Below are 25,492 nucleotides of genomic sequence, written 5' to 3' on the forward strand. Positions count from 1 at the left end.
ATAGCGCTTTTGCCAAAAAGTTGACAACTTTAGCAAGACTAACAGTTAACCGATTTAAACAATTAACCGATTAACCCAATTATGGTAAGATTCTTAAAAATAACAGCAGCGATAGTAATATTGCTGCTGATAGGTTACTTCTGCTTTTTCAAATACAGGCAAATGCAGGCCAATAATGTATTCATACCTGCATCAACCAACGCCCTACTTAAAATAAATGTAGATGAGCTGTACAAAACCATTGCAATCAGTTATGTAAAACACCCTAACCAATATTCGGGTGCAGATAAAAAAGGATTCAAAGAAAAAATAGATGATTTAAACATTGGCATCAAAATTCCCGCAAACATTTATGTATATGGCCTAAAAGGAAAGGCAAAAACTAGCTTTTTTTCGAGCTTTGAAATAGCAGATAGCTTAGCTTTTAACCGTTTCATTCAAAAGAAATCTTTTTTACCCTTAATTAAAAAGGATGCCCGTTTCTATCAATCTGCCGATTCGACTTTATCTATTTTATTTAACAAAACCACTGTAGCTTTAGCTTATACCCCTCAAAAAGAACAGGTAAAAGCCGTTTTGGCAGAAATACTGAGCCGCAAAAACATGGTTAAGATTGGCGAAAGCAGTTTTAAGGATCTTTTAAATCTGTCTGATCATGTATCATTTCAGAACAGCGAAAATTTTTGCAAAATTAATTTTACCGATGGAAAGATCGATCTCAGCAATGAGTTTATAAGTAAGCTGATTGAACCAGCTTCAAAACCACAGCATCGGGTACTAAATCCAGCAAGTACGGTAAGTTTGTGGCTAAATGGGAAATTTAAAACCAAGCTGCCCCAAAAAAGCGGAGCCAAAAGCCTCTCTCCTTTTTCGAAAGAAAACTTTTTGAAGTTTTATAATGGTTATATGGATTTTGAATGGATCAATACCATTGAACAGGTAGATACTGTTGTTGGCTACGATTACAATGAGGATTTTGAAAGGGTTGAGAAAAAAATACTGCAGAGGCGAAAAATTCCAGAAATTTCCATGATCCTGAGTGCTAACGATACTGCGGCAAGCAATTACCTCAAATCAGCAGGTTTGTTGGATCCATCTACAGGAAAGATCAGCAGCTCATTGATTCCGCTGTACCAAGTTTATTTTAAAGGCAGTAAGGGCAGCATTCAGCTCAGCACTTTAAAAAGCACCAACCTTGAAGCTAAGAAAATAGCGTCAAACGATTTCTTCTATTTTAAAGTGGATTTCAAAAAGCTGATTAAGCAAACACCGCTAAGCATAATTTCTGCCAACCTGAATGTTTTTAGCCAACTGGAAATGAAAGCGAAGAGTTTAGAAAAAGATAAAATCAAATTGGAATCGGAGCTGTTATTTTTAAATCAGGATGCCAATTCGCTGGTACAGCTCTTAAAAACATTCAAAAACGGCACAAAAAATCCGTTAAACTTTTGTTTTAATTCCAGTATTGATATTTCAGTAAAAAGATAACAGGCTAAAAAAAATCCTTGCAAATTTTATATCTGCAAGGATTTTTCGCTTTATGCTTTCATCTTCGGCTTCTTATGGCCAAACACCTAAGTTCATGTAAGAAACTGCAATTTTATCGATTGAATTAACAAAAGCAGCAGTCCTTAAAGTCTGTGTACCCGGTTTATTCATCAAAGTTTCGCGGATTTCGTGATAAGAATGGATCATGGTATCTTCTAAACCTGAGTTTACCAATTCCATCTCTGATGCACCTTTAACAATCATTAAACGGTGCTCCGGAAGGATTGTTTTTCCTGTTAAATTTTCTAAGGTATTGATCAGGTTGGCATTTGAGTTAGCTGCATAACGGTTTTCCATACGGCCAAAAGCCACGTGCGAAAGGTTTTTTAACCATTCGAAATAAGAAACGGTAACACCACCGGCATTACAGTACATATCTGGAATGATGATACCACCCATTTCAGTAAATATCGCCTCGGCTTCTGGTGTAGTTGGACCATTTGCACCTTCAGCAATGATCTTTGCTTTAATGTTGCGGATATTCAGCTCGGTAAACTGGTTTTCTAAAGCCGCAGGTACGATAATATCACAATCCTGCTCTAAACCTTCCATTGAATTTTTAAAGCTGGTAGCGCCAGGGAAACCTAAAATCGAACCGGTGTTTTTACGGTGTGCAAAAACCTCATCAACGTTTAATCCGTTAGGGTTGTAAATAGCACCTTCAAACTCACACAAACCAACAATGGTTGCGCCGAATTCTGCCAAAAATTTAGCCGAATGGTAACCTACGTTACCCAAACCCTGCACAATTACGCGTTTATCGCCTAAGCCTGGTTTAAAACCCAATTTAGCCATATCTTCTGCTACTTCTACACATTCGCGTACAGCATAAGCAACACCACGGCCTGTAGCCTCTTTACGTCCGCGAATACCGTGTAAAGCAATTGGTTTACCGGTTACACAGCCTAAAGCATCCAACTGACCAGGATTCATGGTCATATAGGTATCGGCAATCCAGCTCATTTCGCGTTCGCCCGATCCATAATCAGGAGCAGGAACATCTATACCTGGGCCTATAAAGTTTTTCTTAATCAGCTCGGTAGTGTAGCGGCGGGTAATGGTTTCTAGTTCGGCTACACTATATTGTTTGGTATTAATTTTAATTCCACCTTTTGCACCACCGAAGGGAACATTAACAATGGCACATTTATAAGTCATTAGCGCTGCAAGTGCCATAACCTCATCTTCATTAACCATTTCGCTGTAACGGATACCACCTTTGGTAGGGCTCATGTGGTGCGAGTGTTCTACGCGCCAAGCATCAATTACTTCAAAGCCATTTCCACGGCGGATTGGGAATTGGAAACGGTACACACTATTACATGTTTTAATCTGGTTCAATAAACCTTCGGGATGGTTGGTAAATTGAGCCGCACTGTCAAAGTTTTTACAAACATCTGCAAAGAACTTGTTCTCGTCTGCTAGATTAGCCATTATTTATTTTTTTTATGAATAAGTTTTCGGTGCAAAATTGCCTAAAAATACTGCACATATCCAAATGGAAAAACACTTAGTGTAAAGCAAACACCATTCTTTTTTAGCACTTCAAGGCATTTTAGACCGTTTATACGAAACTGTTCAAAAACAATATTTAAATAGGTTCTGAGGCAGATATACTTTTCCCAAACCCCAAATATCGGATGCTAACTACCCATTATTTTAGGTAGTACCCTGAAGCGAAAAAAAGTTAAAAAAATATTTGAACAAGGTTCAATATACCAGAAATTGCAGACGAGCGTTAATACTGTAATGGGTTTTACATCCTGTTTGAAAAATAAGGGTATAAAAAAAGTGACCAATAAATATTGATCACTCCTTAAAGTTAATCTAAATCGTCCCGTTGATTTAATTTATAACTACTCAAACTTGGCTATTAATTTATCAAAAAACAATACTATCATGTAGGTATTTTACATATTTACCGCGCTGTATACTTAGTTAGCGATTTATGGAGAACCAAAAAGCTGTATTACAACAAGATAAATCATAAATTAGGCAAAAAGCGGCATTTTAAAACCGCTTAAAACCGTCAGATTTCAATTTTTTTAAGCTTAGCCAAGCCAAAGTGTTTGGCTTATTTAGGCATTTATTTACCGTTATGGCTTTCTTTTTCGATTTTCTTCAATCTTTTATCAATGGCGAAAAGGTAAGCTAGCAAGCCTAAAAGAATAATTACAATGCATATTACAACAACGTAAATTTTTCCGTTATTACGCAGGCTATCAGCCATTTCAACATTATTATCTTGTGCAAATAACTGTAGGGTAGTTATCAATAACATTAGGGAGAAAAATATCTTTTTCATTTTAGTTGTGTTCTTGTTTGTTTTCTATTTTACGTATTCTGAAGCGGATGGTATATACCCAATAACCAATTAATATCCAGCCTAAACATGCAGGATAAAAAACCATCCGCATACGGCTATCCAGATCGTAGCTGTTAAAACCAGGGTTGCCACCGTTACCTGGATGTAATGAATCTTTTAAACGTGGTAAAACGAAGAGTAAAACCACCATCATCGGAAAAGCGAAGATGTTATAGATAGCCGAAATTTTGGCCCTTTTCTGCTCTTCATCAATGGCATTGCGAAGAATGAGGTAGGCAAAATACAGTAAGATCGAAATCGCAGCAAAATTCTGCTTAGGATCGAAGCTCCAAAACTGCCCCCAGGTGTATTTTGCCCAAATAGCACCGGTTACTAACCCTAAAACACCAAATACAATCCCGGCATTTACACTTTCTACTGCTTTAATATCATCTATTTCACTTTTGGTACTCAACGATTTAATGCTGTAAAAAACAGAAATCGAGAAAAGTACAATCATGGCAAACCACATGGGTACGTGAAAATAGAGATTTCTAATGGTTTCATTCAGTATCGGTAAACGCGGCACACCAAGCAATAAGCCGGCAACAGCGGTATAAATTACCAAAACTGAACCTAAAATTTTCCACCAAGTTTTATTCATACATCTTATTAATTTTGAGTGAGTAAAGGATTGATTGAGTGAATCCCTGCACATATTTAAATTTGAGTAAGTGAATGTTAATGAGAGAATACTTGCTTACTATTGCCTTAAAACCTCATTAATTCATTTTTTTATTAATTGTCCATTAATTCAATCAATCTCTCATTCTATAATTCAATCCTTTTTTAATCGCGCCAAAGGTAAGGAAATAACAATAAAGAGGTAGCCACCATCAATACATTAACCACCAAAAGCATGGCTATTTCGTCATAACTATTCTCCCATGGCAAACCATCCACTGCATTTTTTGCCAGTTTGATCAACAGGATCAGTACTGGAATGATAACCGGAAAGCTTAAAATAGCCATTAGCATGCCACCATTGCCCGCTTTACTTGCAATAGCCGAAACCATGGTAAAAACGGTAGAAAAACTGATACTGCCCAACACTACGGCTACATAATACATTATCAGATCGGGTGGTGTAAAAGAATCAAAAACAAGGGTATAAAAGCCCAGAGCAATGGTGGTTAACACCAGCATGAGCAAAGTATTGTAAACTGTTTTTGAAATTAATACCGCAGCCGGACTGGCCAAAATATAGTTATACAACTGCTGACCTTTTGTTTCCTGCAAAAAACTTTTGGATACACCATTGATGGAGGCAAACAGCATAATAATCCAAAAAAGCGCATTCCAGGTTAATTTATCGCCCAGGCTTACAAAAGATAAGTAACAGGTAAAAATAGTCGAGACCACATATAGCAATACACCGTTGATGGTATATTTGGAGCGCCACTCTAACAATACTTCCTTGTGAATTAAATATTTAACCTCTTTGGCCAATTGCATAACCGCAAAGATACTTTTATTGATAAATATTGCATGCTTAAATTGTTGTATTGTTGTAATTTTGTTTGAGCTGTTGGCTACTGGTAATCTAGCCACGGAGGCACAGAAAACACAGAAGAATTAGAACCACAGATAAAAATAGGTGAAATCAGGGGCAAAAAAAACAAATAGCCACGGAGACGCAGAAAACACGGAGAAATAGACCAAGCAAAATCTGTGTAATCTGTGGAAAAAAACACAGAAACACGGAGAAATAGACCAGGCAAAAATCCGTGTTAATCCGTGAAATCAGTGGCAAAAAAAATAGCTACAGAGGCATAGAGAAATAAATAAAAATCAGTGTTGATCCGTGAAATCTGTGGCAAAAACTAGAATCTGGAGTAAAAGATATGAACTACGCATCCGTTATAGCATCGCCTGTTGGCCAAATAACCATCCTTGCTGATGATGATTTTGTATATGCTGTAACTTTTGCGGAGAAAGACATTACCCACTTAACCGAAAACCCGCTTACCCTAAAAGTTGCTGAACAGTTAAAAGATTACTTTAATGGCGAACTACAGCATTTTGATTTCCCGATAAAACAGAAAGGAACTGAATTTCAACAAGAGGTTTGGCAGAATTTATTGGCTATACCTTTTGGCGAAACAACCTCGTACGCCAAATTTTCGGCACATAACCCTTTAGCCATTAGGGCAATTGCTGCTGCAAACGGAAAAAACAACATAGCCATTGTAGTTCCTTGCCACAGGGTAATTGGCAGTAATGGCAAACTGGTGGGCTACGCAGGCGGCCTGTGGCGCAAGCAATGGCTGCTGCAGCACGAACGGGAAATTACCCATAAAGGACAAACTGAATTAAAATTTTAAAATCCATATATTTTGAGCTGATGAAAACAGAACTAGCCGAAACCCAAACGCCAAAAAATTACCTGAAAGCCATCCGGTTAATCAACATTGAGGCAGATAAGTGCGCATTCGAAATTGGTAAAATACCGATTCGCCAGCACATTAATGCCCAGTATTTTTTTGCACAGACTGATGTTGCTACACTCGAGAAAATACCGCATCCGGCACCGAGGCGGCAATATGTAATTACGCTTAAAGGAAAACTCCTTTTTACAGTAAGCAATGGCGAAACCTTTATTATTGAACCTGGCGTTGTTTTAATTGCAAATGATACTGCTGGCGATGGCCACACCTGGGAAATTGTAGGTGGCAACGAATGGGAGCGGATTTACATCCCATTGGCAGATGATACAGACGATCATTTTATCGCCGATACTCCGGTATAAATAAATAGCGTGCCTAAATCTTTTTACATTTAAAATAATTCCTAATTTTGGGATATACCAACGCTCAATGACCTATCACCCAGGCTTACATATTTTGTCAGAATTTTCTTCTGAAAAAGCTGAAGATCTCTCCTCCTTTCATGGCTGCAAAATGCTTTTTAACCAGCTTATCAGCACCAATAACTTAGAAAAAGTTGGCGAAGTTTATCACGATTTCCCGAATGGCGGTTTTACTGCGGTAATCTGCCTAACCGAATCCCACCTATCTATCCACACCTGGCCAGAATTTAAATTGGCAACCTTCGATATATTCCTGTCCAATTATCAAAAAGACAACACGCAAAAGGTGAAAGCTATTTACCAATCGGTGCTCCACTTTTTTGAGGGTAAGGAATTGCAGAAAAATGAAATTGTTCGTTGATGGAAAATTCAATTAAATCATTTTTCAAGTTATCCGAAACCGTTGTTTGCCCCAAATGCAAGCAAAATTTGGTGTGCTATGATTTACCAAAAAGCGAGTATGTAGTTTGCCCTTCATGTTATGCTTATCTACACATCATTAACCCTAAAGAGTTTAGATTTAACAAAAACCTACATCAGCCAGATAAGGCACCGGTATTAAAACTGGGTGCTACGGCAAATATCCACGGCACCGATTTCAAGGTAATTGCCTATCTCGAAAAAAAAGAAGCCAACACCAGTTATGCCTGGCGCGAATACATCCTCACCAGTCACGATAAAGGTTATGTTAACTTATCCGAATTTGATGGGCACTGGAATTTTATTGCCGGAGAAGATTTCCTGCCCGATTATAAACAGCCGATATCTTACGGGGTAAGTGTTAGCTATAAGAATGTGGAGTATAAGCTTTTTAACCGCTATAAACCTGTAGTTACGGCTATGCTTGGCGAAGTGGATTGGGATGTGGTTAATGAAAAAATTAAAGCTACCGAGTACATTGCACCGCCCTTTATGGTGGTAAAAGAGGTTAACCACCAAACCAGTTATTATATAGGCGAGTATCTTGATTCCGAAATTATTGCAAACGCTTTCGGTATGGATAAAAACGACTTACCCAAGCAAACAGGAATTGGCGCCAACCAACCATCAAAAGCTTACGATAGGTGGACATCAGCTTTAACAGTAACCGGCATTGCCATTATCCTGGTTTTGCTTTTGCACCTGCTTTTTAACACGGTAAAGCCCGAAAAAGAATTAATCAACGATGATTTTCTAATCACTTATGATGCAAAAGCGGGTGCCGATGCCTTTAAATCGTTTATTACACCATCATTTACTGTTGAGGATGAATCATCAAACATCGAATTCGAAATTGCTTCGGCAGTTGACAACAACTGGTTAGAAACCACCATTGTATTGGTAAATGAGGCGGATAACCGTACCTGGGAGGTAAGCAAAGGTATTGAATATTACCATGGCACAGAAGATGGCGAAAGCTGGTCGGAAGGTGCTACAAAAGAATCGGTCCTTTTATCAGAAATACCCAAGGGCAGATACCACTTAAATGTATATCCATCATCGGGAGACATTAACAGGAACAACCTTTACATCAGGGCCACAACCAATGTAAGCATGTGGCGCAATACATTGATCACGATAGTATTGCTATGCATTTTTCCGGCAATATGCTGGTACTTGATGCGCAATTATGAAAAAACCAGATGGGATAACAGCGATTTTTCACCTTTTGTAAGCGGAGACTAAATGAATTTAAAACCGATAAAATATTACCTGATTATATTGCTTATTATTATAGGTTTTTACGGTTACAGTGGTTTAACCGGATTGGCTTATTACAAAGATAAAGTAGAAAAAAACACCGAATTTACAGGCAATAGAGGCCATGCCGGCCATGTAAACAGATTTTACCATAAATAAAAAAGACGATGAGTTTAAACGAATTAATTAACATCAAGTACATTATTGCCTCATTGGTTTATTCCATATTGGGTATTGCGGTTCTTTTTATCGCCTTTTGGGTTATCGAAAAAATTACGCCGGAAAACCTTTGGAAAGAAATATTAGAAAAGCAGAATTTAGCTTTAGCCATTGTTTTTGCTGCCTTTATTATTGCCATCGCAATCATTATCAGCTCAGCAATACACAGTTAGCATGAACAAAAAGTTACCTGCGCTTTTATTAATTTCTGTTTTTGTTGTTGCAACCTGTGGCTTAATTTACGAGTTAATTGCCGGTACATTGGCCAGTTACCTGCTCGGCGATTCGGTTACCCAATTTTCTACCATAATTGGAGTTTACCTCTTTTCTATGGGCATTGGCTCTTGGGTTTCCAAATATTTTGAAAAGAACATCCTTTCCTGGTTTATACAGATCGAAATTTTGGTGGGACTGGTTGGCGGGTTCAGTTCAACCGTATTGTTTCTGGTTTTCGAAAGCATTGCCTCGTTCAGGATTGTGCTTTATGGCTTTGTGAGTTTAACCGGTATTCTGGTAGGTTTAGAAATTCCGCTGCTCATGCGCATCCTCAAAGACCGTTATGAGTTTAAAGATCTGGTTTCGAAAGTTTTTACCTTCGATTACATTGGTGCACTCCTCGCCTCTTTAATTTTCCCACTTTTATTAATTCCGCATTTAGGACTGGTAAAAACAGCTTATCTGTTCGGGATGTTGAATGTTGCCGTGGCCTTAATTGTCTGTTTGAGCTTTAAGAAAGAAATCAGGGCTTCAAAATACCTGCAAAGTGCATCTATTATCTCGATTATAGCGCTTTTGGCCGGATTTGTATATGCTGATATCATAACCAGCTTTTCTGAAAGCCAGACTTACAGCGATACCATCATCTACTCGAAAAGTACGCCCTACCAAAGGATTATCCTCACCAAAAAAAACAAAGTTTTAAGGCTTTTTTTAAACGGAAACCTTCAGTTCAGCTCTGATGATGAGTACCGCTACCACGAGGCACTGGTGCACCCGGGCCTGCAGGCACTGCCTTTTGCCAAACACGTTCTGGTAATGGGCGGCGGCGATGGGCTTGCCGTTAGGGAGATCTTAAAATATCCAAATGTTGAATCGGTTACCCTGGTAGATCTGGACAAGGGAATGACCAGTCTTTTCCAATCGAACAAAATTTTGCTGGGACTGAACAAAAATGCGCTGCTATCGCCAAAAGTAAAGGTAATTAATGCCGATGCCTTCAGCTGGATCAAAGCGCAGCATAAAAAATTCGATTTTATAGTAATAGATTTCCCCGATCCCTCCAATTATGCCGTTGGCAAGCTTTACACCAATGCCTTTTACAAACTGGTTAAAGGTATTCTTGCACCGAAAGGCTTAATGGTTGTTCAATCTACTTCGCCATACGTGGCACCTAAATCTTTTTGGACAGTTAACAAAACATTGGAAAGCGTTGGGCTAAAAACCATTCCCTATCACAATTATGTTCCATCATTCGGCGAGTGGGGCTATATTATGGCTACCGAGCCGGATAATGTGTATAAAAAGCCGCAGCAATATTTACCCGGTTTAAGGTTTGTATCGAAAGAAAGCTTAGATTTAATGCTGTTTTTTCCGAAAGATATGAGCAAGGTAAAAACCGACGTGAATAAACTTAACAACCAGATTTTGGTCAAATACTTTGAAGATGAATGGGCAAACGTTTTATAAAGATGATTTATCGGCATACTTAAAACGGCGGTCTTTTTTGTTAAGGATTGGATTAATTACCGGTGGTATTTTCTTAAGCGGCTGCTATAAAAAAATAAGGCCCAACAAATACAACATCAAAGGAAAACTACAGGGGCCAGATGCAAAGGCTGGCCATATTTTGCGTGATAAAACAAAATTGCCAGCTCCCCAAAAAACAAGAAAAGTAAAAACACTCATTATCGGAGGGGGAATTTCGGGCTTATCGGCAGGTAGATGGCTAAAAAATAATGGCGAAACGGATTTCGAAATCCTCGAGCTCGAAAACCATACCGGCGGAAACTCACATTTTGGCACCAATAAAATCTCATCGTATCCATTGGGTGCCCATTACATTACCATTGCCAATAATGATGATGATCTGCTCATTGGTTTTTTGAAGGAAATTAATGTAATTACCCATTTTGAAAACCAGCTTCCTTACTACAACGATTACTACCTTACTTTCGATCCGGAAGAAAGATTGCTGATCAACGGAGAGTGGCAGGAAGGTTTAATCCCAGATTTTGGGGTACCTGCTGCTGATAAAAAACAGATCAGGCAGTTTTTAGCTGAAGTAGACCGGTTGAAAAACACCAAAGGAAACGATGGCAAATTTTTGTTCAATATTCCGTTAAGCGCATCATCAAGCGATGAAAACTATAGAAAACTGGATAAGATAACCTTTAAATCGTACCTAGAAGAAAATGGATATCAGTCTAAATACCTGCTATGGTATTTAAATTATGCCTGCAAAGATGATTATGGACAAAAGATAGATAAAATATCAGCCTGGGCAGGCCTTCATTATTTCGCCTCGCGCAGGGGCAAAGCGGCCAACGCGGAACAAAACGCAATTTTAACCTGGCCAGAAGGCAATGGCTGGGTAATGAAGCAACTGGCCAAACAACTTCAGGATCATATTAAAACCTCGGCCATGTGCTACGGCTTAAAACCAATGGCCAATGGTAATACAATAGCTTCGGTATGGAATGCAAAAACCAATGAGACTGAAGACATAGCAGCCGAAAAAATAATTTTATGTGCCCCACAGTTTGTAAATAACCGCCTGTTAGCAAATTTTAACCGTGATATTGACTATAAGGCTTTCAACTATTCTCCTTGGCTCATTGCCAATATTACCATCAACAGTCTGCCAGAATCGAAGGGCATAAACCTTTGCTGGGATAATGTTGCTTACAACACCCCTTCTGTTGGTTATGTAAATTCGGCACAGCAGCACTTAAAACTTTCAGAAGATAAAAAGGTCCTTACCTATTATTTGCCTCTCTGCGATTTTGAACCGGCAGTTGCACGTTTGGCTGCATACTCCAGAAATTATGAGCAGTGGCTGGACATTGTAATGCCCGAACTGGAAATTATACACCCTGGAATTACCGCAGCCATTGAAAATATAGATTTCTGGGTTTGGGGGCACGGCATGATAGCGCCGACAAAAGATTTTGTATGGAGCAAAAACCTAGAAAAAGCAAAAACCCCTATCAACAATAAAATTTTCTTCGCGCACAGCGATTTAAGCGGCATCTCTATTTTTGAAGAAGCCTTTCATCAAGGTATTAACGCAGCAAAACAGGTTTTGAATGTTACAGCATAAACAAAATCAACCCTGGCTAAATTCGGCTTTAAGCGATGGAATTTTTATCTTATCGCCGCCATTTTTCTCTACACTGCTGGTTTTTCTTTTTCCTGCACAATTTCAAAATTCAGCGGGCATCCCATTGGCATACTGGGTATTTTTAATCGTTTTTATAGATGTTGCCCATGTTTACAGCACTTTATACCGCACATATTTTAATCCCGGCAATTTAAAAAAACAGTATGGCTTACTAATTGCAATCCCCTTGGGCTGCTATATTATTGGTGTAATGATTTACCACATTGATGGCCTATGGTTTTGGAGAATACTGGCATACCTGGCGGTTTACCACTTTATTAGACAGCAGTATGGCTTTATGCGCCTCTACTCCCGTAACGAACAATCAACACCATTGGTGAAGTTAATAGATAAGATTGCCATTTATGCGGCAACTGTTTATCCCTTAATTTTTTGGCATTTAAGCACGGTACGCCATTTTAACTGGTTTGTAGAAGGCGATTTCTTTACTTTTAAAAACAATGCTTTATTAAGCTATTCTGGTATTGTTTACCTCCTCATCCTTGTTGTATATTTTGTAAAAGAAACCATCATTGTTATCAGGAGTAGGCGGGTAAATCTCCCACGCAATTTAATCGTACTGGGAACATTCCTATCCTGGTATTTTGGTATTGTTTATTTTAATGGCGACATGGTTTTTACTACCTTAAATGTAATTTCGCACGGTATTCCATATATGGCCTTAATCTGGTTCTTCGAAAAGAAAAAACTGGACAAAGCGAGCTTCAAGAGCAAGATTAGCAAGCTGTGTTTCGGCAAATTTGGCATATTTTACTTCCTTTTAATCTTAATACTGTTTGCTTACCTGGAAGAAGGGCTCTGGGATGGCCTGGTATGGAAAGAACACCAATCGGTTTTTAAACCTTTTTCGGCCTTACCACAAATTACCAGTAGCGAATTGCTCGCCCTATTGGTTCCGCTGTTGGCCCTACCACAGGCTACGCACTATGTTCTTGATGGCTTTATCTGGAAGACAAAAAACAAATTTTAAAAATCTATTCACTTAAAGGCTTCGTACATCATACTAAAACCTCGATATGATGAAAACGATCTGCTCAATCCTATTTGTTCTTTTAACTTATTTGCCGATGGATAAAAACACTCCTGTGGCTAAATTAGATCTGAAAAAATATTCGGGTACCTGGTATTCACTGTACTCGATCCCAACTATTTTTGATAAAGGCAGTCGCGAAACGACCACCAAATACACCTTAAACAAAGATGGGTACTACAATGTACTAACTACTTATAAAAAGCCTGGCGACGAGAAAGTATATTCAAGAAATTCGAAAATGTTCCCTTCAGAAGATGGAGAAAAAGGCGAGCTGCAGGCGCAGTTTATATGGCCAATAAAGGTTGATTATTGGATTATTGAGCTGGCTGATGATTATTCTTATGTGGTGGTTGGCCATCCAGATCACAAATTTTTATTCATCATGAGCCGTAACCAGACAATGCCGAAAAAAACCCATGATGAAATTGTTGCCAGATGTAAAGCCAAAGGATACGAGGTGGCCAAACTTACCTCGCAATTGCACGAAAAGGCTTAGGCTGTAATTTTCTCGCCGCGTTTAACGCTAAAAAGCATAAATACAACACCCACTAACAGCACAATCCAGCCCCACTGAAAATGGACTACTTTGCCTATAAGTTTATTGGCAAAACCATATTTTGTGTAATTGTGGGCGGTAAAGTAAACTGCAACAATAGCCAGTACATACCAAATGGCCATTACAAAACTCATAAACCTAAAAGCACCTACTTTTCTGATAAACAGCACCAATACTGAAATTGCGATAATTGCATAAGTGATAAAAAACAAACGTGCATCCGATTGGTACAGGTTCCAGTTGCCTTTAATGGGCACTTTTAAAATTGGGCAAAAGCCTGCAATAACGCATAATAAAATACCTAACCAGGCCCTAAATTTATTGAGTACTAACATATAATATGATTACACTGATTTTAATGATTTCGTGGAATAATAGCGAACTTGCACGGCATTTTTTATTGACTATTGACTATTGACTATTGACTATTGACTATTGACTATTGACCAGTAGCCAAGGGGCCATCTACTGCCCTTCAATAATCCCCATTTTATCTGCAAAGTGGGCGCAGTAATCGCGTAAATCTTCAACAATTAAAGTTTCGTTTGTGGCTTTTAAGAAGCTATCGCCCATTGTTTGCAAAGTTTCGTAGAAGAAACGTTTCATTTCATCAACAGGCATATCCTTTGTCCACAGATCAATTTTTAAGGTATTTTTATAGTTATGGTCCCAAACCGATAAGAACATTGCTTTTGCAGGAACTTTATCAGCATTTCCAGCATCAGTACTTTCCCAAAGAATATTATCTGGATTATTAGCCTCGTCTAACTCAACGGTTAATTTTATTTCTGCTTTTTTCATATTTATATTCATTTCAGCGATAAATGCATTACGCAGATTTATCAGCATTTTAATTGGGGCAAAGATGATAATTTTACCAAATATTTCGCCCCTGTATTATACTACTTTTTGTAATATTAGCATCAAGATTACGGTAACCACAATAAAAATGGATTCGATTATCCAGATCCGCTTGATATCTTTTAAAGTAAACCTAAAAATCAGATCGGTGATAAAGGTAACGAGTACAAGACAGCTCAAAATCAACAGATAAAAGCCACTCAGATCAATATAACGTGGTGCTGTTTGCTTTTCGGAAAGCAGGCTCACCACAATTAAGCTTAAACCTAATGCACCAACAATATTTAACGGGGTAATACGGAGTTTCATTATTTCTTCTTATCGAAACGTTTGCCTTTTTTAAAACTCTTAACTTCTTTACCGGCTTTTGCCTTTGCTTTATCCCTAGCCTTTTTTTCGATCACCTTGGCATTTTTCTTTTCGTGGAAAGCCCCTTTAAATTCAGGATCATCCTTACGCTTCTGCATATCAATTTCGCGGGCAATGTGCTGGCGTTCTTCGTAAGGCGTTTCATCAATAAAAACACCTTCAGGTATTTCGGCTACGGGAATAAACTGGCGGATCAGCTTTTCAATTTTACGGATATAGTATTTCTCCGCATCGGTAGCAAAAGTAATGGCATCGCCTTTGGCAAAAGCCCTACCTGTACGCCCAATCCGGTGTACATAATCTTCAATAATGATGGGCACATCAAAATTAATTACGTGGCTTACATCACTTACATCTATCCCCCGGCTGGCTACATCTGTGGCTACCAAAACCCTGATATTGCCTTCCTTAAAATTATTAATAGAATTGATGCGCGTATTCTGCCCTTTATTGGCATGGATTACCCGCACATTGTCTGCACCATACCTACGCTCAATAAAGCTGAAAATATTATCGGCAACTGTTTTGGTTTTGCAAAAAATAATCAGCCGGTTAAACGATTCATCATTTTTTAACAGATGCTGAAGCAGGTTTATCTTGGTTTTAAAGTTTGGAACGTAATAAAGCGATTGGCTTACATTGGCGGCCGGTGTAGCCTGTTGCGATGTTTCAATGATGGTTGGGTTTTTCAAAAAATCGCCAGCAATCTTCTGAACCAGATCGCTCATGGTAGCCGAAAACAATAAATTTTGACGCTTGCGCGGAACAATCTCCAAAATACGGTGAATAGAACCGATAAAGCCCATATCCATCATTTTATCGGCTTCATCCAACACCAAAAACTTAATGCTCTGTGTATTGATATCGCCTGATAAATATAAATCCAAAAACCTTCCAGGTGTTGCAATTAAGATATCGACACCTTTTGATAATTGTTCTTTTTGTGCTTTAGGGCCAATACCACCAAAAATTACGAGCGAACGCAGATCGGTATAAGTAGAAAACAGTTTAACCTGTTCTTCTATCTGCATGGCCAGTTCGCGGGTAGGCGATAAAATCAAGGCTCTAGGACTTTCGCCCTGGGCATACTTTAGCTGCATTAAAATAGGCAAAACAAAAGCTGCGGTTTTTCCGGTTCCTGTTTCGGCAATTCCGAAAATATCCTGACCAGATAAAACGGGTGCAATTGCTTTTTCCTGTATGGGCGTGGCAACGGTGTAACCTGCATCGGCAACTGCATTTAAAATTTGCCTGTTTAATTTAAATTCTTCGAACGATTTTGCCATAGCGTACAAAGATAGTGATTAAGGTTGAGGGTTTGAAGGTGTAAGGCAGAAGGTTTAAACCCAGTAACTAATCTAAAGCTTAAAAACTGGTTATATAAACCAATCTCTACCTTTAAAAATCCTAGCAGTAATTGTTCTTAAGCTCAAAATCTTGATACTTGTGTCCTGATACTCGCAAAATAAATACCAAATTACTACCTTTGAAACTATGAATACTTACCTGATAAAAGCTGCAACAATTGTAAATGAAGGGCAAAAAATCCTTGCTGATGTATTGATAAAAGACGGGTTAATAGCCAAGATCGGCCAAAACCTATCGGCACCCGGAGCACAAGAAATCAATGCAGAAGGACAATACCTTTTACCAGGAATGATTGATGACCAGGTACATTTCCGTGAGCCGGGTTTAACGCATAAAGCCGATATTTTTACCGAGAGTATGGCTGCAGTTGCGGGTGGTATTACTTCTTTTATGGAAATGCCCAATACCGTTCCGAATACACTTACGCAACAATTGCTGGCAGATAAATACGCCATTGCGGCAGAAACATCATTAGCTAATTATTCATTTTACATGGGTGCCAGCAATGATAACATTGAAGAAGTTTTAAAAACCGATCCTAAAAATGTTTGTGGCATTAAGGTTTTCATGGGCTCATCAACCGGGAATATGCTAGTTGATAATGAAAAAACCCTGGAAAACATTTTCAGTAAGGCACCTATATTAGTGGCTACACATTGTGAAGATGAGGCAACCATACGCCATAACCTTGCTGCTTTTAAAGCTAAATACGGCGAAGATTTAACCATCGAGATGCATCCGCTTATCCGCAGTGCAGAGGCTTGCTATAAATCGTCATCATTGGCTGTCGAACTGGCCAAAGCCTATCAAACCCGTTTACACATCTTACATATTTCGACAGCGAAAGAGATTTCATTGTTTGATAACATTACGCCATTAAAAGATAAAAAAATCACTGCCGAGGCCTGTATCCACCATCTTTGGTTTAATGATCAGGATTATGCCGAGAAAGGGAACTTCATTAAATGGAATCCGGCGGTAAAAACAGAAGCCGATCAAAAAGGCGTGTTGGCGGGTGTACTTGAAAATTATATCGATGTAATTGCAACCGATCACGCCCCACATACCCTCGAAGAAAAACAACAGCCTTATGCCCAGGCGCCATCTGGCGGGCCATTGGTTCAACATGCATTGCCTGCGCTGTTCGAAATGCACCTGCAGGGAAAAATCTCGTTAGAAAAGATTGCTGAAAAAACGGCACATAACCTAGCTATCTGCTTTGATATTGAAAAACGTGGTTTCATCCGCGAAGGATATTGGGCCGATCTGGTACTAGTTGATTTAAATGATCCGTGGAAGGTAACGAAACTGAACAATTTCTATAAATGCGGTTGGAGCCCTTTTGATGGTGATACCTTCAAAGCCAGTATCACACACACCTTTGTATCAGGCAATCTGGCCTATCAAAAAGGAAAATTCACAACCGATCAGATTGGAAAGCGGCTAACTTTTACAAGATAGATTTGTTATATTTGTTTAGTTAATAAGTTAACGATGACAGATTTACAATTATTTTCGGAAATTTCTTCACTCCCCTCAAACCTTAAACAGGAGGTTTCGACCTTTGTTGCCCATTTGAAAGAGAAAGCCAAAAATAAAACGTTAATTTCTGACCTTCAAGTTGAAGAGCCTACCGTAAAATATGGCACTAAGCTTTCTGATCTTCTATTAAAAGGACCTGTATTTTCTGAAACGCAAATTAAAAATATAGAAGAAACAAGGAAATCAATAAATAAATGGCGGACCAAGTAATAATGGTTGATACCTCTATTTTGATTGATTATTTTCGGAAGAAAGATAAATCAAAAACAAGATTATTTGAAATATCTCAGAAATCAGAAAACTTATGCATATGCAGCATAACTGAATTTGAAATTTACACTGGAGCAAAAGGCGAGCAGGCTGATTTTTGGAAAAGCATCCTATCAAATTTTATTGTATTTCCATTCGATAGTGATGCGGCTTTAGCGGCAGTAGATATCCAGAACAATCTTAAAAAAATCCGAAAAAGCATTGATAAGGCTGATTTATTCATTGCAGCAACAGCTATCGCCCACGACTTATATTTCGATACACTTAATCAAAAGCATTTCGAAAATATTGAAAATCTGAAGCTACTTAAGTGATGACCAAGTTAAGCCCTCCCATTAAAGATAGAACAACAGAACAGCTTTTAATAATCGTTAGTTCTCCCGAAGATTGGAATAAAACGGCTTTACTTCAGGCAGAAGCTGAACTAAAAGTGAGGAATATTCAAGAAAAAGAAATTAATCAAAATAAATATTATGCTCGAAAAGCAACAGAACTCAATATTCTCAAACGTGCTAAAGCGTCTTATTCTATTTTAGATTTCATATCCCATCCATTAACAACACTCTTAGAAATTATAGTTTCATGGGAATTGAGAAAAGATGGATTTGATAGAAAAGCAGATCAACAACGATTTTTAAGGCCAATATTCATATTTGTGATTATTATGATAGTTGTTATTTTAAGCTGGTAATATAAATGCAAAAAAACAAATCAATCTATTCAAAATCCTTGGTAATTTTAGCAATTGCCTTCCTCATTTACCTCTTTGGCTTCTTCCCTGCCCTTGTTCAAAAATACTATTCAAGCGGTTTTTACCCCTATATTTCATCAGCACTAAGGTTCGTATCATCCATATTTCCTTTTGCCATTGGCGATATTATTTATGCCATCTTAATCGGCTATGCGCTCTACAAAATCATTAGGTTTTTCAAAAAAAGAAAACAGTTAAAAAAACTGGATAGGATTGTTATTCCCCTTCAGGTTTTAAACTTCTTATTAATCCTTTACATCATTTTCAAAATAGTTTGGGGCTTAAATTACAGTAGGCCCAGCGTGAGCGAAGAATTGGGTATTGGCACCGATAAGTACAGTGTTAAAGAGCTTGTTATACTGGGCAATTACTTTGTAAAAAAAACCAACGATTTAAAATTAAAACAAGGCAAAACACCGGCATACACCGTTAAACACCTCGAAACAAGATCGGCAGATGCCTATAACTTAATGCGTAAGAAAAACCCGTTGTTCAGTTATCCCAATCCATGTTTAAAATCAGTACTTATCCCCTGGATGGTGAGCAAAGCAGGAATTGAAGGCTATTACACCCCCCTATCAGGCGAAGCGAACATGAACATGAACCTTCCTGATTTTGTTAAACCCTATGTATCCTGCCACGAAATTGCCCACCAGTTGGGCATTGCCTACGAAGATGAAGCCAACCTTTTAGGCTACCTAACGGCAAGTAACAGCACTGATGTAGATTACCAATACTCGGCCAATTATGAAATGCTAAGGTACATCTTATTCGAAATCAGAATGAAATCGCCCGATGACTACAAGATTTTACACGATAAACTGCTGCCAAAGGTATTGGCAGATTTCAAAACTGAAAAAGAATTTTGGCGTAAGTACAACGGTCAGATGTTTGGCTACATGGATGCCGCTTTTGATCGCTTTTTAAAACTCAACAACCAGAAAAAGGGTATCGATAGCTATCAGGATATCGTAATCTGGCTGTGGAATATTCATAAAAAGCAGTTGACAGTTATTAATTAGCAGTTTTCAATCAATAGCAACAATAAAAACTGTGAACTGAAAATTGCAAACTGAACTAGCCATGAATAGCCTCTTTTTTACCGAAACTCTGGATCAGTTCGCCTTCAAATTCCAACCACTCTTTCCATCTCTTTTCCACATCAACATCAGTACTGTATTTACGGGCGAAGTTTAAAAACGTGGTGTAATGCCCAGCTTCCGAAACCATCAGCTCGTGATAAAACTTAGCCAGTTCCGGATCTTTGATATTTAAAGAAAGTACTCGGAAACGTTCACAGCTTCTGGCCTCAATCATTGCCGCAAACAAAAGTCTATCAATAAAAGCCTGGTTACGGCTACCATCTTTTTTACTGAATTTAACCAAACGGCCAACGTAATCATCTTTACGTTCGCGGCTCAATGTATAGCCCCGCTCCTTAATGATATTGATTACCATTTGAAAATGCTGCATTTCCTCAATGGCAATTGCGGTGAGCTCATCAACCAGATCCTGATGTTCAGAATTTTGGGTAATTAAGGTAATGGCATTGCTGGCTGCTTTTTGCTCGCACCAGGCATGGTCGGATAAAATTTCTTCTAAATTCGATTCAGCAATATTTGCCCAGCGTGGGTCTGTCAATAATTTTAATCCTAACATGTGGTTTTATCTCTTCGAACAGCAAAATTAGAAATAATCGGCCCGCTTTTAAAATTGTGAGCTAAAAACAGCTTATTTTGCATAAATTTTAAAACATGAGTGTTAAGCAACTATTGATTATTGGGTTGGTTTGGCCCGAGCCCACTTCATCGGCAGCCGGAACCAGAATGATTCAGCTGGTTGATCTGTTTCTTAACCGTGGCTATAAAATCACTTTTGCCTCAGCCGCGTCAAAAAGCAATTTCAGTTACGATTTTACCGGGAAAGATGTTAATGAACAGGAAATTGAACTGAATAACGGAAGTTTCAATGTCTTTTTAAAAGAACTAACCCCAGCTATTGTGCTGTTCGACCGTTTTATGGTAGAAGAACAGTATGGCTGGCGTGTACAGCAGGAATGCCCCGATGCATTGAGGATATTAGATACCGAAGATTTACATTTTTTACGCAATGCCCGCCAACAGGGTGCTAAAAAAAATGAAACAGCCGATTTATTTTCGGATATGGCAAAACGAGAGATTGCCTCCATCCTGCGCTGCGATTTATCTTTGATTATCTCAGAAACTGAAATGGAAATTCTTGCTACGCAATTTAAAATCGATGCTTCTTTATTATATTACCTTCCTTTCTTAGAAGAGGAAATCACAGATTCCGCCATCCAAAAATGGATTCCGTTTGAACAGCGGGCAGATTTTGTTTTTATCGGCAATTTCCTGCACGAACCAAACTGGAACACCGTGCAGACCTTAAAAACCAAAGTTTGGCCTTTGCTCAGAAAAAAACTGCCAGATGCCGACTTAAATATTTATGGCTCGTATGCCTCACAAAAAGTGTTGCAGCTGGAAAATAAAAACGAAAAGTTTTTTATTCGCGGAAGAGCCAAAGATGCACACGATACCATTTCCAAACATCGGATTTTGCTCGCCCCTATTCAATTTGGTGCTGGTGTAAAAGGCAAATTTATCGATGCTATGCAGGTAGGTACACCGGCAGTTACCACTACTGTTGGTGCAGAGGCCATGAAAGGCGATTTAAACTGGAACGGCAGTATTGCAGATGACCTGGAAATATTTACCAACGAAGCTGTAAAATTATATCAGGATAAAGAAGCTTGGCACTCTGCCCAGCAAAACGGCATAACAATTATTAACGAACGTTATACAGCAAAGCGTTTTACCAATCCATTTATAGATCGGGTTGATCAACTGATTTCAAACTTGGCTGCGCATAGACAAAATAATTTTTTCGGCCAGATTTTAAACCACCATATTGCCCAGAGTACAAAATATATGTCGCTTTGGATTGAGGAGAAGAATAAATAGTCAGCGGTCCGAAAGTTGGAAGTCCGAAGATACAATGGCTTAAAACATCAAGGCAATATCTGAGACTTGAAATCATGACTTTCAACTAATAACACACCTAATGTTCCAAAGCTGGGCTCATGATTGACTCCGGACTTAAGACTTTCTATGAATTGACTTTTAAAAAACATTCGGTTCCTAAAACCTTACAACATTATTGTAAATTTGCGGCTATGGCAAAAATATCGATTAACCTTGCTACAGGTTCATTTCAGAAGGAAGAAATTATTGTAGGAATAGATTTAGGTACCACCAACAGTTTAGTGGCTTTCATCAATCCAGATAAAGATCCACAGGTAATTAACGATGCTGGCAAAGGCTTATTGGTACCCTCGGTAGTTTATTTTAATAGTCAGAACGAGGCTATTGTAGGTAATGAGGCCAAAGAATTTTTAACCACCGATCCATCCAATACTATATTTTCAGTGAAACGCTTGTTAGGCCGTTCTTATAAAGATGTTGCCGAACATGCCGACATATTTTCTTACAAAATTATTGATGATGACAGCGATGCCTTAGTGAAAATCCATGCAGGCGACCGTTTTTATACGCCAATCGAACTATCGGCCGAGATTTTGAAAGAACTTAAAGCCAGAGCAGAGCATGCTTTAAAAACACCTGTTAACAGGGCTGTAATTACTGTACCAGCTTATTTTAACGATAGCCAACGCCAGGCCACGCGCGATGCAGGTAAACTTGCAGGACTGGATGTAATGCGGATTGTAAACGAACCTACCGCGGCAAGTTTGGCCTACGGCATTGGTTTGGATCCATCGCAACAAAAAACAATTGCCGTATACGATTTGGGCGGAGGTACTTTTGATGTATCCATCTTGCAGATACAAAATGGAATTTTTGAGGTTTTGGCCACAAACGGGAACACTTATTTAGGTGGTGATGATTTCGACAGGGCCATTTTAAACCATTGGATTGAAAAAAACAACTTGGATAGCACTGCCCTTGCACAGGATAATATTTTGATGCAAACCTTGAGGTTACAGGCCGAAGCTGCCAAGAAAGCCCTATCGAGCCAAAATTTATATAACGAAAAGGTTGGCGAAATCTGGTGCACACTAGATAAACAAACTTTCGAACAATTGATCAGTGCAAAGGTTGAAGAAACCATAACAGCCTGTAAAAATGCCTTAAATGATGCCGGTTTATCAGCTGAAGACATTGACGAAGTGATTTTGGTTGGCGGCTCTACGCGTACCCCTTATGTAAAACAGGAAGTAGAAAAATTCTTCGGAAAAAAACCGCAGGATAATATCAATCCAGATGAAGTTGTAGCCCTTGGAGCAGCTATTCAGGCCGATGTTTTGGCCGGAAACCGTTCTGATATTTTATTATTGGACGTTACCCCACTCTCTTTGGGTATCGAAACCATGGGCGGTTTAATGGATGTAATCATTGCCCGCAACAGCAAGGTACCAACCAAAGCTGGCAGACAATACACCACCTCTATTGATGGACAGGTAAACATGAAAATATCTGTTTATCAGGGCGAACGCGATTTAATTAAAGAAAACCGGAAGTTGGCTGAATTCGACCTAAAAGGAATTCCGGCAATGCCTGCGGGCCTGCCAAAAGTAGATATCAATTTCCTGCTCAACGCAGATGGAATTTTAACCGTTCAGGCCATTGAATTGCGCTCGGGTGTTAAACAGGAGATTGAAATTACCCCAAGTTATGGTTTAAGTGACGATACCGTTGAAAAAATGCTTTTAGACAGTATTGAACACGCACAGAGCGATGTACAGCAGCGCATGCTCATTGAAGCCAGAAGCGAAGGTGAACAGTTGGTTTACACAGCTGAAGGTTTTATCAAAAAACATGCAGAACATTTATCTGAAAATGAAATTGCAGAAACTGTGGCACATATTGAAGCACTGAAAACAGCACTATCTACTCAAGAAAAAGATACCATTTTGAAAAAAGCCGATGAGCTGAATGAATTTACCCGTCCATTTGCCGAGCGCGTAATGGATGCAGCAATTTCTATAGCCATGAAAGGCAAGAAAATAGAATAGTTTTCAGTTGACAGTTTTCAGTTAGCAGTTCTCAGCTGGCAATTTTCAGTTGAGCCGGTCGTCACCCTGAACTTGTTTCAGGGTCTCACAGAATTTGCATCAACTTATTGCAGATTTTTATTTGCGTAATGGGAAAAATATGTTTGCCAAATTCCTTCGGAAGGCTCAGGATGACAAGCTAAAAAAATATAGCTTATCTTTAGCTATGCAAAAAATCCGACAGCAGCTTACCCTGTTCATTACCGGGCAAAACGAGACCATTGAACAAATCAGGACACAATTTAACCCCATTCAACACAGTTTAATCGCAGCACATGTTACACTTTGCAGGGAAGACGAAATTGAACAACTGGATCAAGTACTTGCAAACATCAAGAACATTAAATTAGACAGTCCGATTCAAATGACGTTTGGAGCCGTTGAACAATTTGAAAACGGGAAGGGGGTGTATATTCCTGTAAAAGCAGGTAACGAATCCTTTCAACAGTTAAGGAAATTAATTTCGAAAGGAATAAACGACTCACCACGGGCCCTCCTACCGCACATCACACTCGTGCATCCCAGAAATTCTACCTGTACCAGTGAAATTTTTGAACAGATAAAATCTTATCCGCTCCCAACAGTACTAAGTTTTTACAAGATCAGCTTGATTACACAAATCAATGGAGGTAAATGGGAAATTACCAGGGAATTTGATTTTGTAATTTCTAAAAAAGAATAGCTAAATTAAGCGCTCAATCGCTCTAAAAATGGTTACGTCTATTAAAGTAAAAGACAATAGTAATATTGGTTTTATTATCATTCCATTTTGTCTCTTCCCGCTCGTTTTTTTAGCAATAGCAGGAGTCTTTAACCTAAGTTATTTAGTCACTTTCGCTATCATGTTCTGTCTTTACACCATTTATATGATTTTCATCTTAAGGGTATTACAGAAAAATGAAGAGGTTTACGCCATAGTAGCAAACGAACAGGAAATAACGTTTCTAGACCGTGGCACTTTTAGATGGGAAGAAATAAGTTGCCTTAAAACAATTGATGAAAACTCAATCTTTATACGCCGCTATCCACATTATTTTATCTCGGTTCACTTAAAAAACGGAAAGAAATTCGATATCGATGTTAGCCATTTCGATTATCAGCTAGAAGAACTAGCTTCCATCTTAAATTCGCTGGGCAAGCTTGATTAAGGCCTGTAAAATCGGTGTGAAAAGCGCTGCAGCCCTAAGCTATTAATTAGCCTTTCTCAGAAATTGCAAAAAGGAATAAACATGGCAGCCCACGCAAATGGCAAATATGCTTTCCAATAAGGCAAAAAATGTCATCGTCAGCGTCAATATTAAAGCAAGTGTAGCGAAATTCATTAAAACCATCGCCGTAATCAAGAGGCAAAATACAAAGCCCATGGTTGCGGCGAACTTTTTGGGCGCCAGATCAGTCATTCGCTGCGGGATAGCCAGTACTTTAGTAATTTTTAAGGCCAGGTATTTTAACAGGCTCAATTTACCCGTTGTAAATGCCCTTGCAGCAAAATCAACTATCAAAAATACAATAGCCCAATAATTAGCCGATATGATACAGCAAACCGCAATTATGGCCACCATAAAAGCGATGATGCGCACCACATTTTCATTAACACGCTCAGCTGAAACCGGGCAAGATACTTCCATACTT

General features: G+C 38.7%; 30 protein-coding genes. 20 read left to right on the forward strand and 10 right to left on the reverse strand.

What is annotated here, in order from left to right:
• Positions 1-81: 81 nt before the first annotated feature.
• Positions 82-1,488 carry a hypothetical protein gene (locus ACS5PU_RS19375; protein ID WP_439460811.1) on the forward strand — a complete coding sequence of 469 codons (1,407 nt, stop codon included), beginning with the start codon at positions 82-84 and terminating at the stop codon, positions 1,486-1,488.
• A 72-nt stretch (positions 1,489-1,560) separates the two neighbouring features.
• Here ACS5PU_RS19375 and ACS5PU_RS19380 read toward each other — a convergent pair whose 3' ends face one another.
• The 4 genes from ACS5PU_RS19380 to ACS5PU_RS19395 form a co-directional block, all read right to left on the reverse strand.
• Positions 1,561-2,982 (reverse strand): Glu/Leu/Phe/Val family dehydrogenase, encoded by a 1,422-nt coding sequence (locus tag ACS5PU_RS19380; protein WP_439460812.1) that lies wholly within the window; start codon positions 2,980-2,982, stop codon positions 1,561-1,563.
• A 652-nt stretch (positions 2,983-3,634) separates the two neighbouring features.
• On the reverse strand, positions 3,635-3,853 hold the full coding sequence (locus ACS5PU_RS19385; protein ID WP_439460813.1) for a CcmD family protein: 219 nt from the start codon (positions 3,851-3,853) through the stop codon (positions 3,635-3,637).
• Between the two features lies 1 nt (position 3,854).
• Complete coding sequence (gene ccsA / locus ACS5PU_RS19390) at positions 3,855-4,517, reverse strand: cytochrome c biogenesis protein CcsA (protein ID WP_439460814.1); 663 nt, start codon at positions 4,515-4,517, stop codon at positions 3,855-3,857.
• 185 nt (positions 4,518-4,702) lie between these two features.
• Positions 4,703-5,368, reverse strand: coding sequence for a heme exporter protein CcmB (locus tag ACS5PU_RS19395; protein ID WP_439460815.1), 666 nt, complete (start codon positions 5,366-5,368; stop codon positions 4,703-4,705).
• A gap of 389 nt (positions 5,369-5,757) precedes the next feature.
• On the opposite strand from ACS5PU_RS19395, the gene ACS5PU_RS19400 reads away from it, so the two are divergent.
• From ACS5PU_RS19400 to ACS5PU_RS19445, 10 genes are all read left to right on the forward strand, one after another.
• The gene (locus ACS5PU_RS19400) at positions 5,758-6,237 is read left to right on the forward strand and encodes a methylated-DNA--[protein]-cysteine S-methyltransferase (protein WP_439460816.1); all 480 of its coding nucleotides are present in this window, start codon (positions 5,758-5,760) and stop codon (positions 6,235-6,237) included.
• Positions 6,238-6,257: 20 nt separating this feature from the next.
• On the forward strand, positions 6,258-6,662 hold the full coding sequence (locus ACS5PU_RS19405; protein WP_439460817.1) for a hypothetical protein: 405 nt from the start codon (positions 6,258-6,260) through the stop codon (positions 6,660-6,662).
• A gap of 67 nt (positions 6,663-6,729) precedes the next feature.
• Entirely contained in the window at positions 6,730-7,083 is a 354-nt protein-coding gene (locus ACS5PU_RS19410; RefSeq protein WP_439460818.1) for an S-adenosylmethionine decarboxylase family protein, read from the forward strand.
• Positions 7,083-8,387, forward strand: coding sequence for a DUF4178 domain-containing protein (locus tag ACS5PU_RS19415; RefSeq protein WP_439460819.1), 1,305 nt, complete (start codon positions 7,083-7,085; stop codon positions 8,385-8,387). Before ACS5PU_RS19410 ends, ACS5PU_RS19415 begins: the two co-directional genes overlap by 1 nt.
• Positions 8,388-8,561: a hypothetical protein gene (locus ACS5PU_RS19420; protein ID WP_439460820.1), complete on the forward strand. Its 174-nt coding sequence runs from the start codon at positions 8,388-8,390 to the stop codon at positions 8,559-8,561.
• Positions 8,562-8,569: 8 nt separating this feature from the next.
• On the forward strand, positions 8,570-8,794 hold the full coding sequence (locus ACS5PU_RS19425; protein WP_439460821.1) for a DUF350 domain-containing protein: 225 nt from the start codon (positions 8,570-8,572) through the stop codon (positions 8,792-8,794).
• A 1-nt stretch (position 8,795) separates the two neighbouring features.
• Entirely contained in the window at positions 8,796-10,307 is a 1,512-nt protein-coding gene (locus ACS5PU_RS19430; RefSeq protein ID WP_439460822.1) for a polyamine aminopropyltransferase, read from the forward strand.
• On the forward strand, positions 10,285-11,940 hold the full coding sequence (locus ACS5PU_RS19435) for an NAD(P)-binding protein (protein ID WP_439460823.1): 1,656 nt from the start codon (positions 10,285-10,287) through the stop codon (positions 11,938-11,940). The genes ACS5PU_RS19430 and ACS5PU_RS19435 overlap by 23 nt, the downstream gene beginning before the upstream one ends.
• The gene (locus tag ACS5PU_RS19440; RefSeq protein ID WP_439460824.1) at positions 11,927-12,991 is read left to right on the forward strand and encodes a hypothetical protein; all 1,065 of its coding nucleotides are present in this window, start codon (positions 11,927-11,929) and stop codon (positions 12,989-12,991) included. Before ACS5PU_RS19435 ends, ACS5PU_RS19440 begins: the two co-directional genes overlap by 14 nt.
• A gap of 97 nt (positions 12,992-13,088) precedes the next feature.
• Complete coding sequence (locus ACS5PU_RS19445) at positions 13,089-13,550, forward strand: lipocalin family protein (protein WP_439460825.1); 462 nt, start codon at positions 13,089-13,091, stop codon at positions 13,548-13,550.
• Here ACS5PU_RS19445 and ACS5PU_RS19450 read toward each other — a convergent pair.
• The 4 genes from ACS5PU_RS19450 to ACS5PU_RS19465 form a co-directional block, all read right to left on the reverse strand.
• Positions 13,547-13,945, reverse strand: coding sequence for a hypothetical protein (locus tag ACS5PU_RS19450; RefSeq protein ID WP_439460826.1), 399 nt, complete (start codon positions 13,943-13,945; stop codon positions 13,547-13,549). The genes ACS5PU_RS19445 and ACS5PU_RS19450 overlap by 4 nt on opposite strands.
• Positions 13,946-14,075: 130 nt before the next feature.
• Positions 14,076-14,411: a gliding motility protein GldC gene (gene gldC, locus ACS5PU_RS19455; RefSeq protein ID WP_439460827.1), complete on the reverse strand. Its 336-nt coding sequence runs from the start codon at positions 14,409-14,411 to the stop codon at positions 14,076-14,078.
• 96 nt (positions 14,412-14,507) lie between these two features.
• Complete coding sequence (locus ACS5PU_RS19460; RefSeq protein WP_439460828.1) at positions 14,508-14,780, reverse strand: hypothetical protein; 273 nt, start codon at positions 14,778-14,780, stop codon at positions 14,508-14,510.
• The gene (locus ACS5PU_RS19465) at positions 14,780-16,126 is read right to left on the reverse strand and encodes a DEAD/DEAH box helicase (RefSeq protein ID WP_439460829.1); all 1,347 of its coding nucleotides are present in this window, start codon (positions 16,124-16,126) and stop codon (positions 14,780-14,782) included. The genes ACS5PU_RS19460 and ACS5PU_RS19465 overlap by 1 nt, the downstream gene beginning before the upstream one ends.
• 208 nt (positions 16,127-16,334) lie before the next feature.
• Between ACS5PU_RS19465 and ACS5PU_RS19470 the strand changes: the two genes are divergently transcribed.
• From ACS5PU_RS19470 to ACS5PU_RS19490, 5 genes are read left to right on the forward strand one after another with little or no spacing between them, the layout of a single operon-like run.
• Entirely contained in the window at positions 16,335-17,669 is a 1,335-nt protein-coding gene (locus ACS5PU_RS19470) for a dihydroorotase (RefSeq protein ID WP_439460830.1), read from the forward strand.
• A gap of 33 nt (positions 17,670-17,702) precedes the next feature.
• Positions 17,703-17,960, forward strand: coding sequence for a hypothetical protein (locus tag ACS5PU_RS19475; RefSeq protein ID WP_439460831.1), 258 nt, complete (start codon positions 17,703-17,705; stop codon positions 17,958-17,960).
• 2 nt (positions 17,961-17,962) lie between these two features.
• Complete coding sequence (locus ACS5PU_RS19480; protein WP_439460832.1) at positions 17,963-18,334, forward strand: type II toxin-antitoxin system VapC family toxin; 372 nt, start codon at positions 17,963-17,965, stop codon at positions 18,332-18,334.
• Positions 18,334-18,711 carry a hypothetical protein gene (locus ACS5PU_RS19485; RefSeq protein WP_439460833.1) on the forward strand — a complete coding sequence of 126 codons (378 nt, stop codon included), beginning with the start codon at positions 18,334-18,336 and terminating at the stop codon, positions 18,709-18,711. Before ACS5PU_RS19480 ends, ACS5PU_RS19485 begins: the two co-directional genes overlap by 1 nt.
• Before the next feature lie 5 nt (positions 18,712-18,716).
• Positions 18,717-19,793 carry a DUF3810 domain-containing protein gene (locus ACS5PU_RS19490; protein ID WP_439460834.1) on the forward strand — a complete coding sequence of 359 codons (1,077 nt, stop codon included), beginning with the start codon at positions 18,717-18,719 and terminating at the stop codon, positions 19,791-19,793.
• A gap of 55 nt (positions 19,794-19,848) precedes the next feature.
• Here the strand turns inward: ACS5PU_RS19490 and ACS5PU_RS19495 are convergent, their stop codons facing one another.
• Complete coding sequence (locus tag ACS5PU_RS19495) at positions 19,849-20,430, reverse strand: tRNA-(ms[2]io[6]A)-hydroxylase (RefSeq protein ID WP_439460835.1); 582 nt, start codon at positions 20,428-20,430, stop codon at positions 19,849-19,851.
• A gap of 95 nt (positions 20,431-20,525) precedes the next feature.
• Here ACS5PU_RS19495 and ACS5PU_RS19500 point away from each other — a divergent pair, with 95 nt between their 5' ends.
• From ACS5PU_RS19500 to ACS5PU_RS19515, 4 genes are all read left to right on the forward strand, one after another.
• The gene (locus ACS5PU_RS19500) at positions 20,526-21,752 is read left to right on the forward strand and encodes a glycosyltransferase (RefSeq protein WP_439460836.1); all 1,227 of its coding nucleotides are present in this window, start codon (positions 20,526-20,528) and stop codon (positions 21,750-21,752) included.
• A 212-nt stretch (positions 21,753-21,964) separates the two neighbouring features.
• Positions 21,965-23,821, forward strand: a complete 1,857-nt coding sequence (gene hscA, locus ACS5PU_RS19505) for a Fe-S protein assembly chaperone HscA (protein WP_439460837.1) — start codon at positions 21,965-21,967, stop codon at positions 23,819-23,821.
• Positions 23,822-24,026: 205 nt separating this feature from the next.
• Positions 24,027-24,542 carry a 2'-5' RNA ligase family protein gene (locus ACS5PU_RS19510; protein ID WP_439460838.1) on the forward strand — a complete coding sequence of 172 codons (516 nt, stop codon included), beginning with the start codon at positions 24,027-24,029 and terminating at the stop codon, positions 24,540-24,542.
• A 184-nt stretch (positions 24,543-24,726) separates the two neighbouring features.
• On the forward strand, positions 24,727-25,008 hold the full coding sequence (locus ACS5PU_RS19515; protein ID WP_439460839.1) for a hypothetical protein: 282 nt from the start codon (positions 24,727-24,729) through the stop codon (positions 25,006-25,008).
• A 42-nt stretch (positions 25,009-25,050) separates the two neighbouring features.
• Here the strand turns inward: ACS5PU_RS19515 and ACS5PU_RS19520 are convergent, their stop codons facing one another.
• A complete protein-coding gene (locus tag ACS5PU_RS19520) occupies positions 25,051-25,488 on the reverse strand; it encodes a DUF4395 domain-containing protein (RefSeq protein ID WP_439460840.1) in 438 nt (145 codons plus the stop codon).
• Positions 25,489-25,492 lie beyond the last annotated feature (4 nt).

Origin of the sequence: Pedobacter sp. GSP4 (assembly GCF_051857575.1) — a bacterium.
In the GTDB taxonomy this organism is placed as follows: Bacteria; Bacteroidota; Bacteroidia; order Sphingobacteriales; family Sphingobacteriaceae; genus Pedobacter.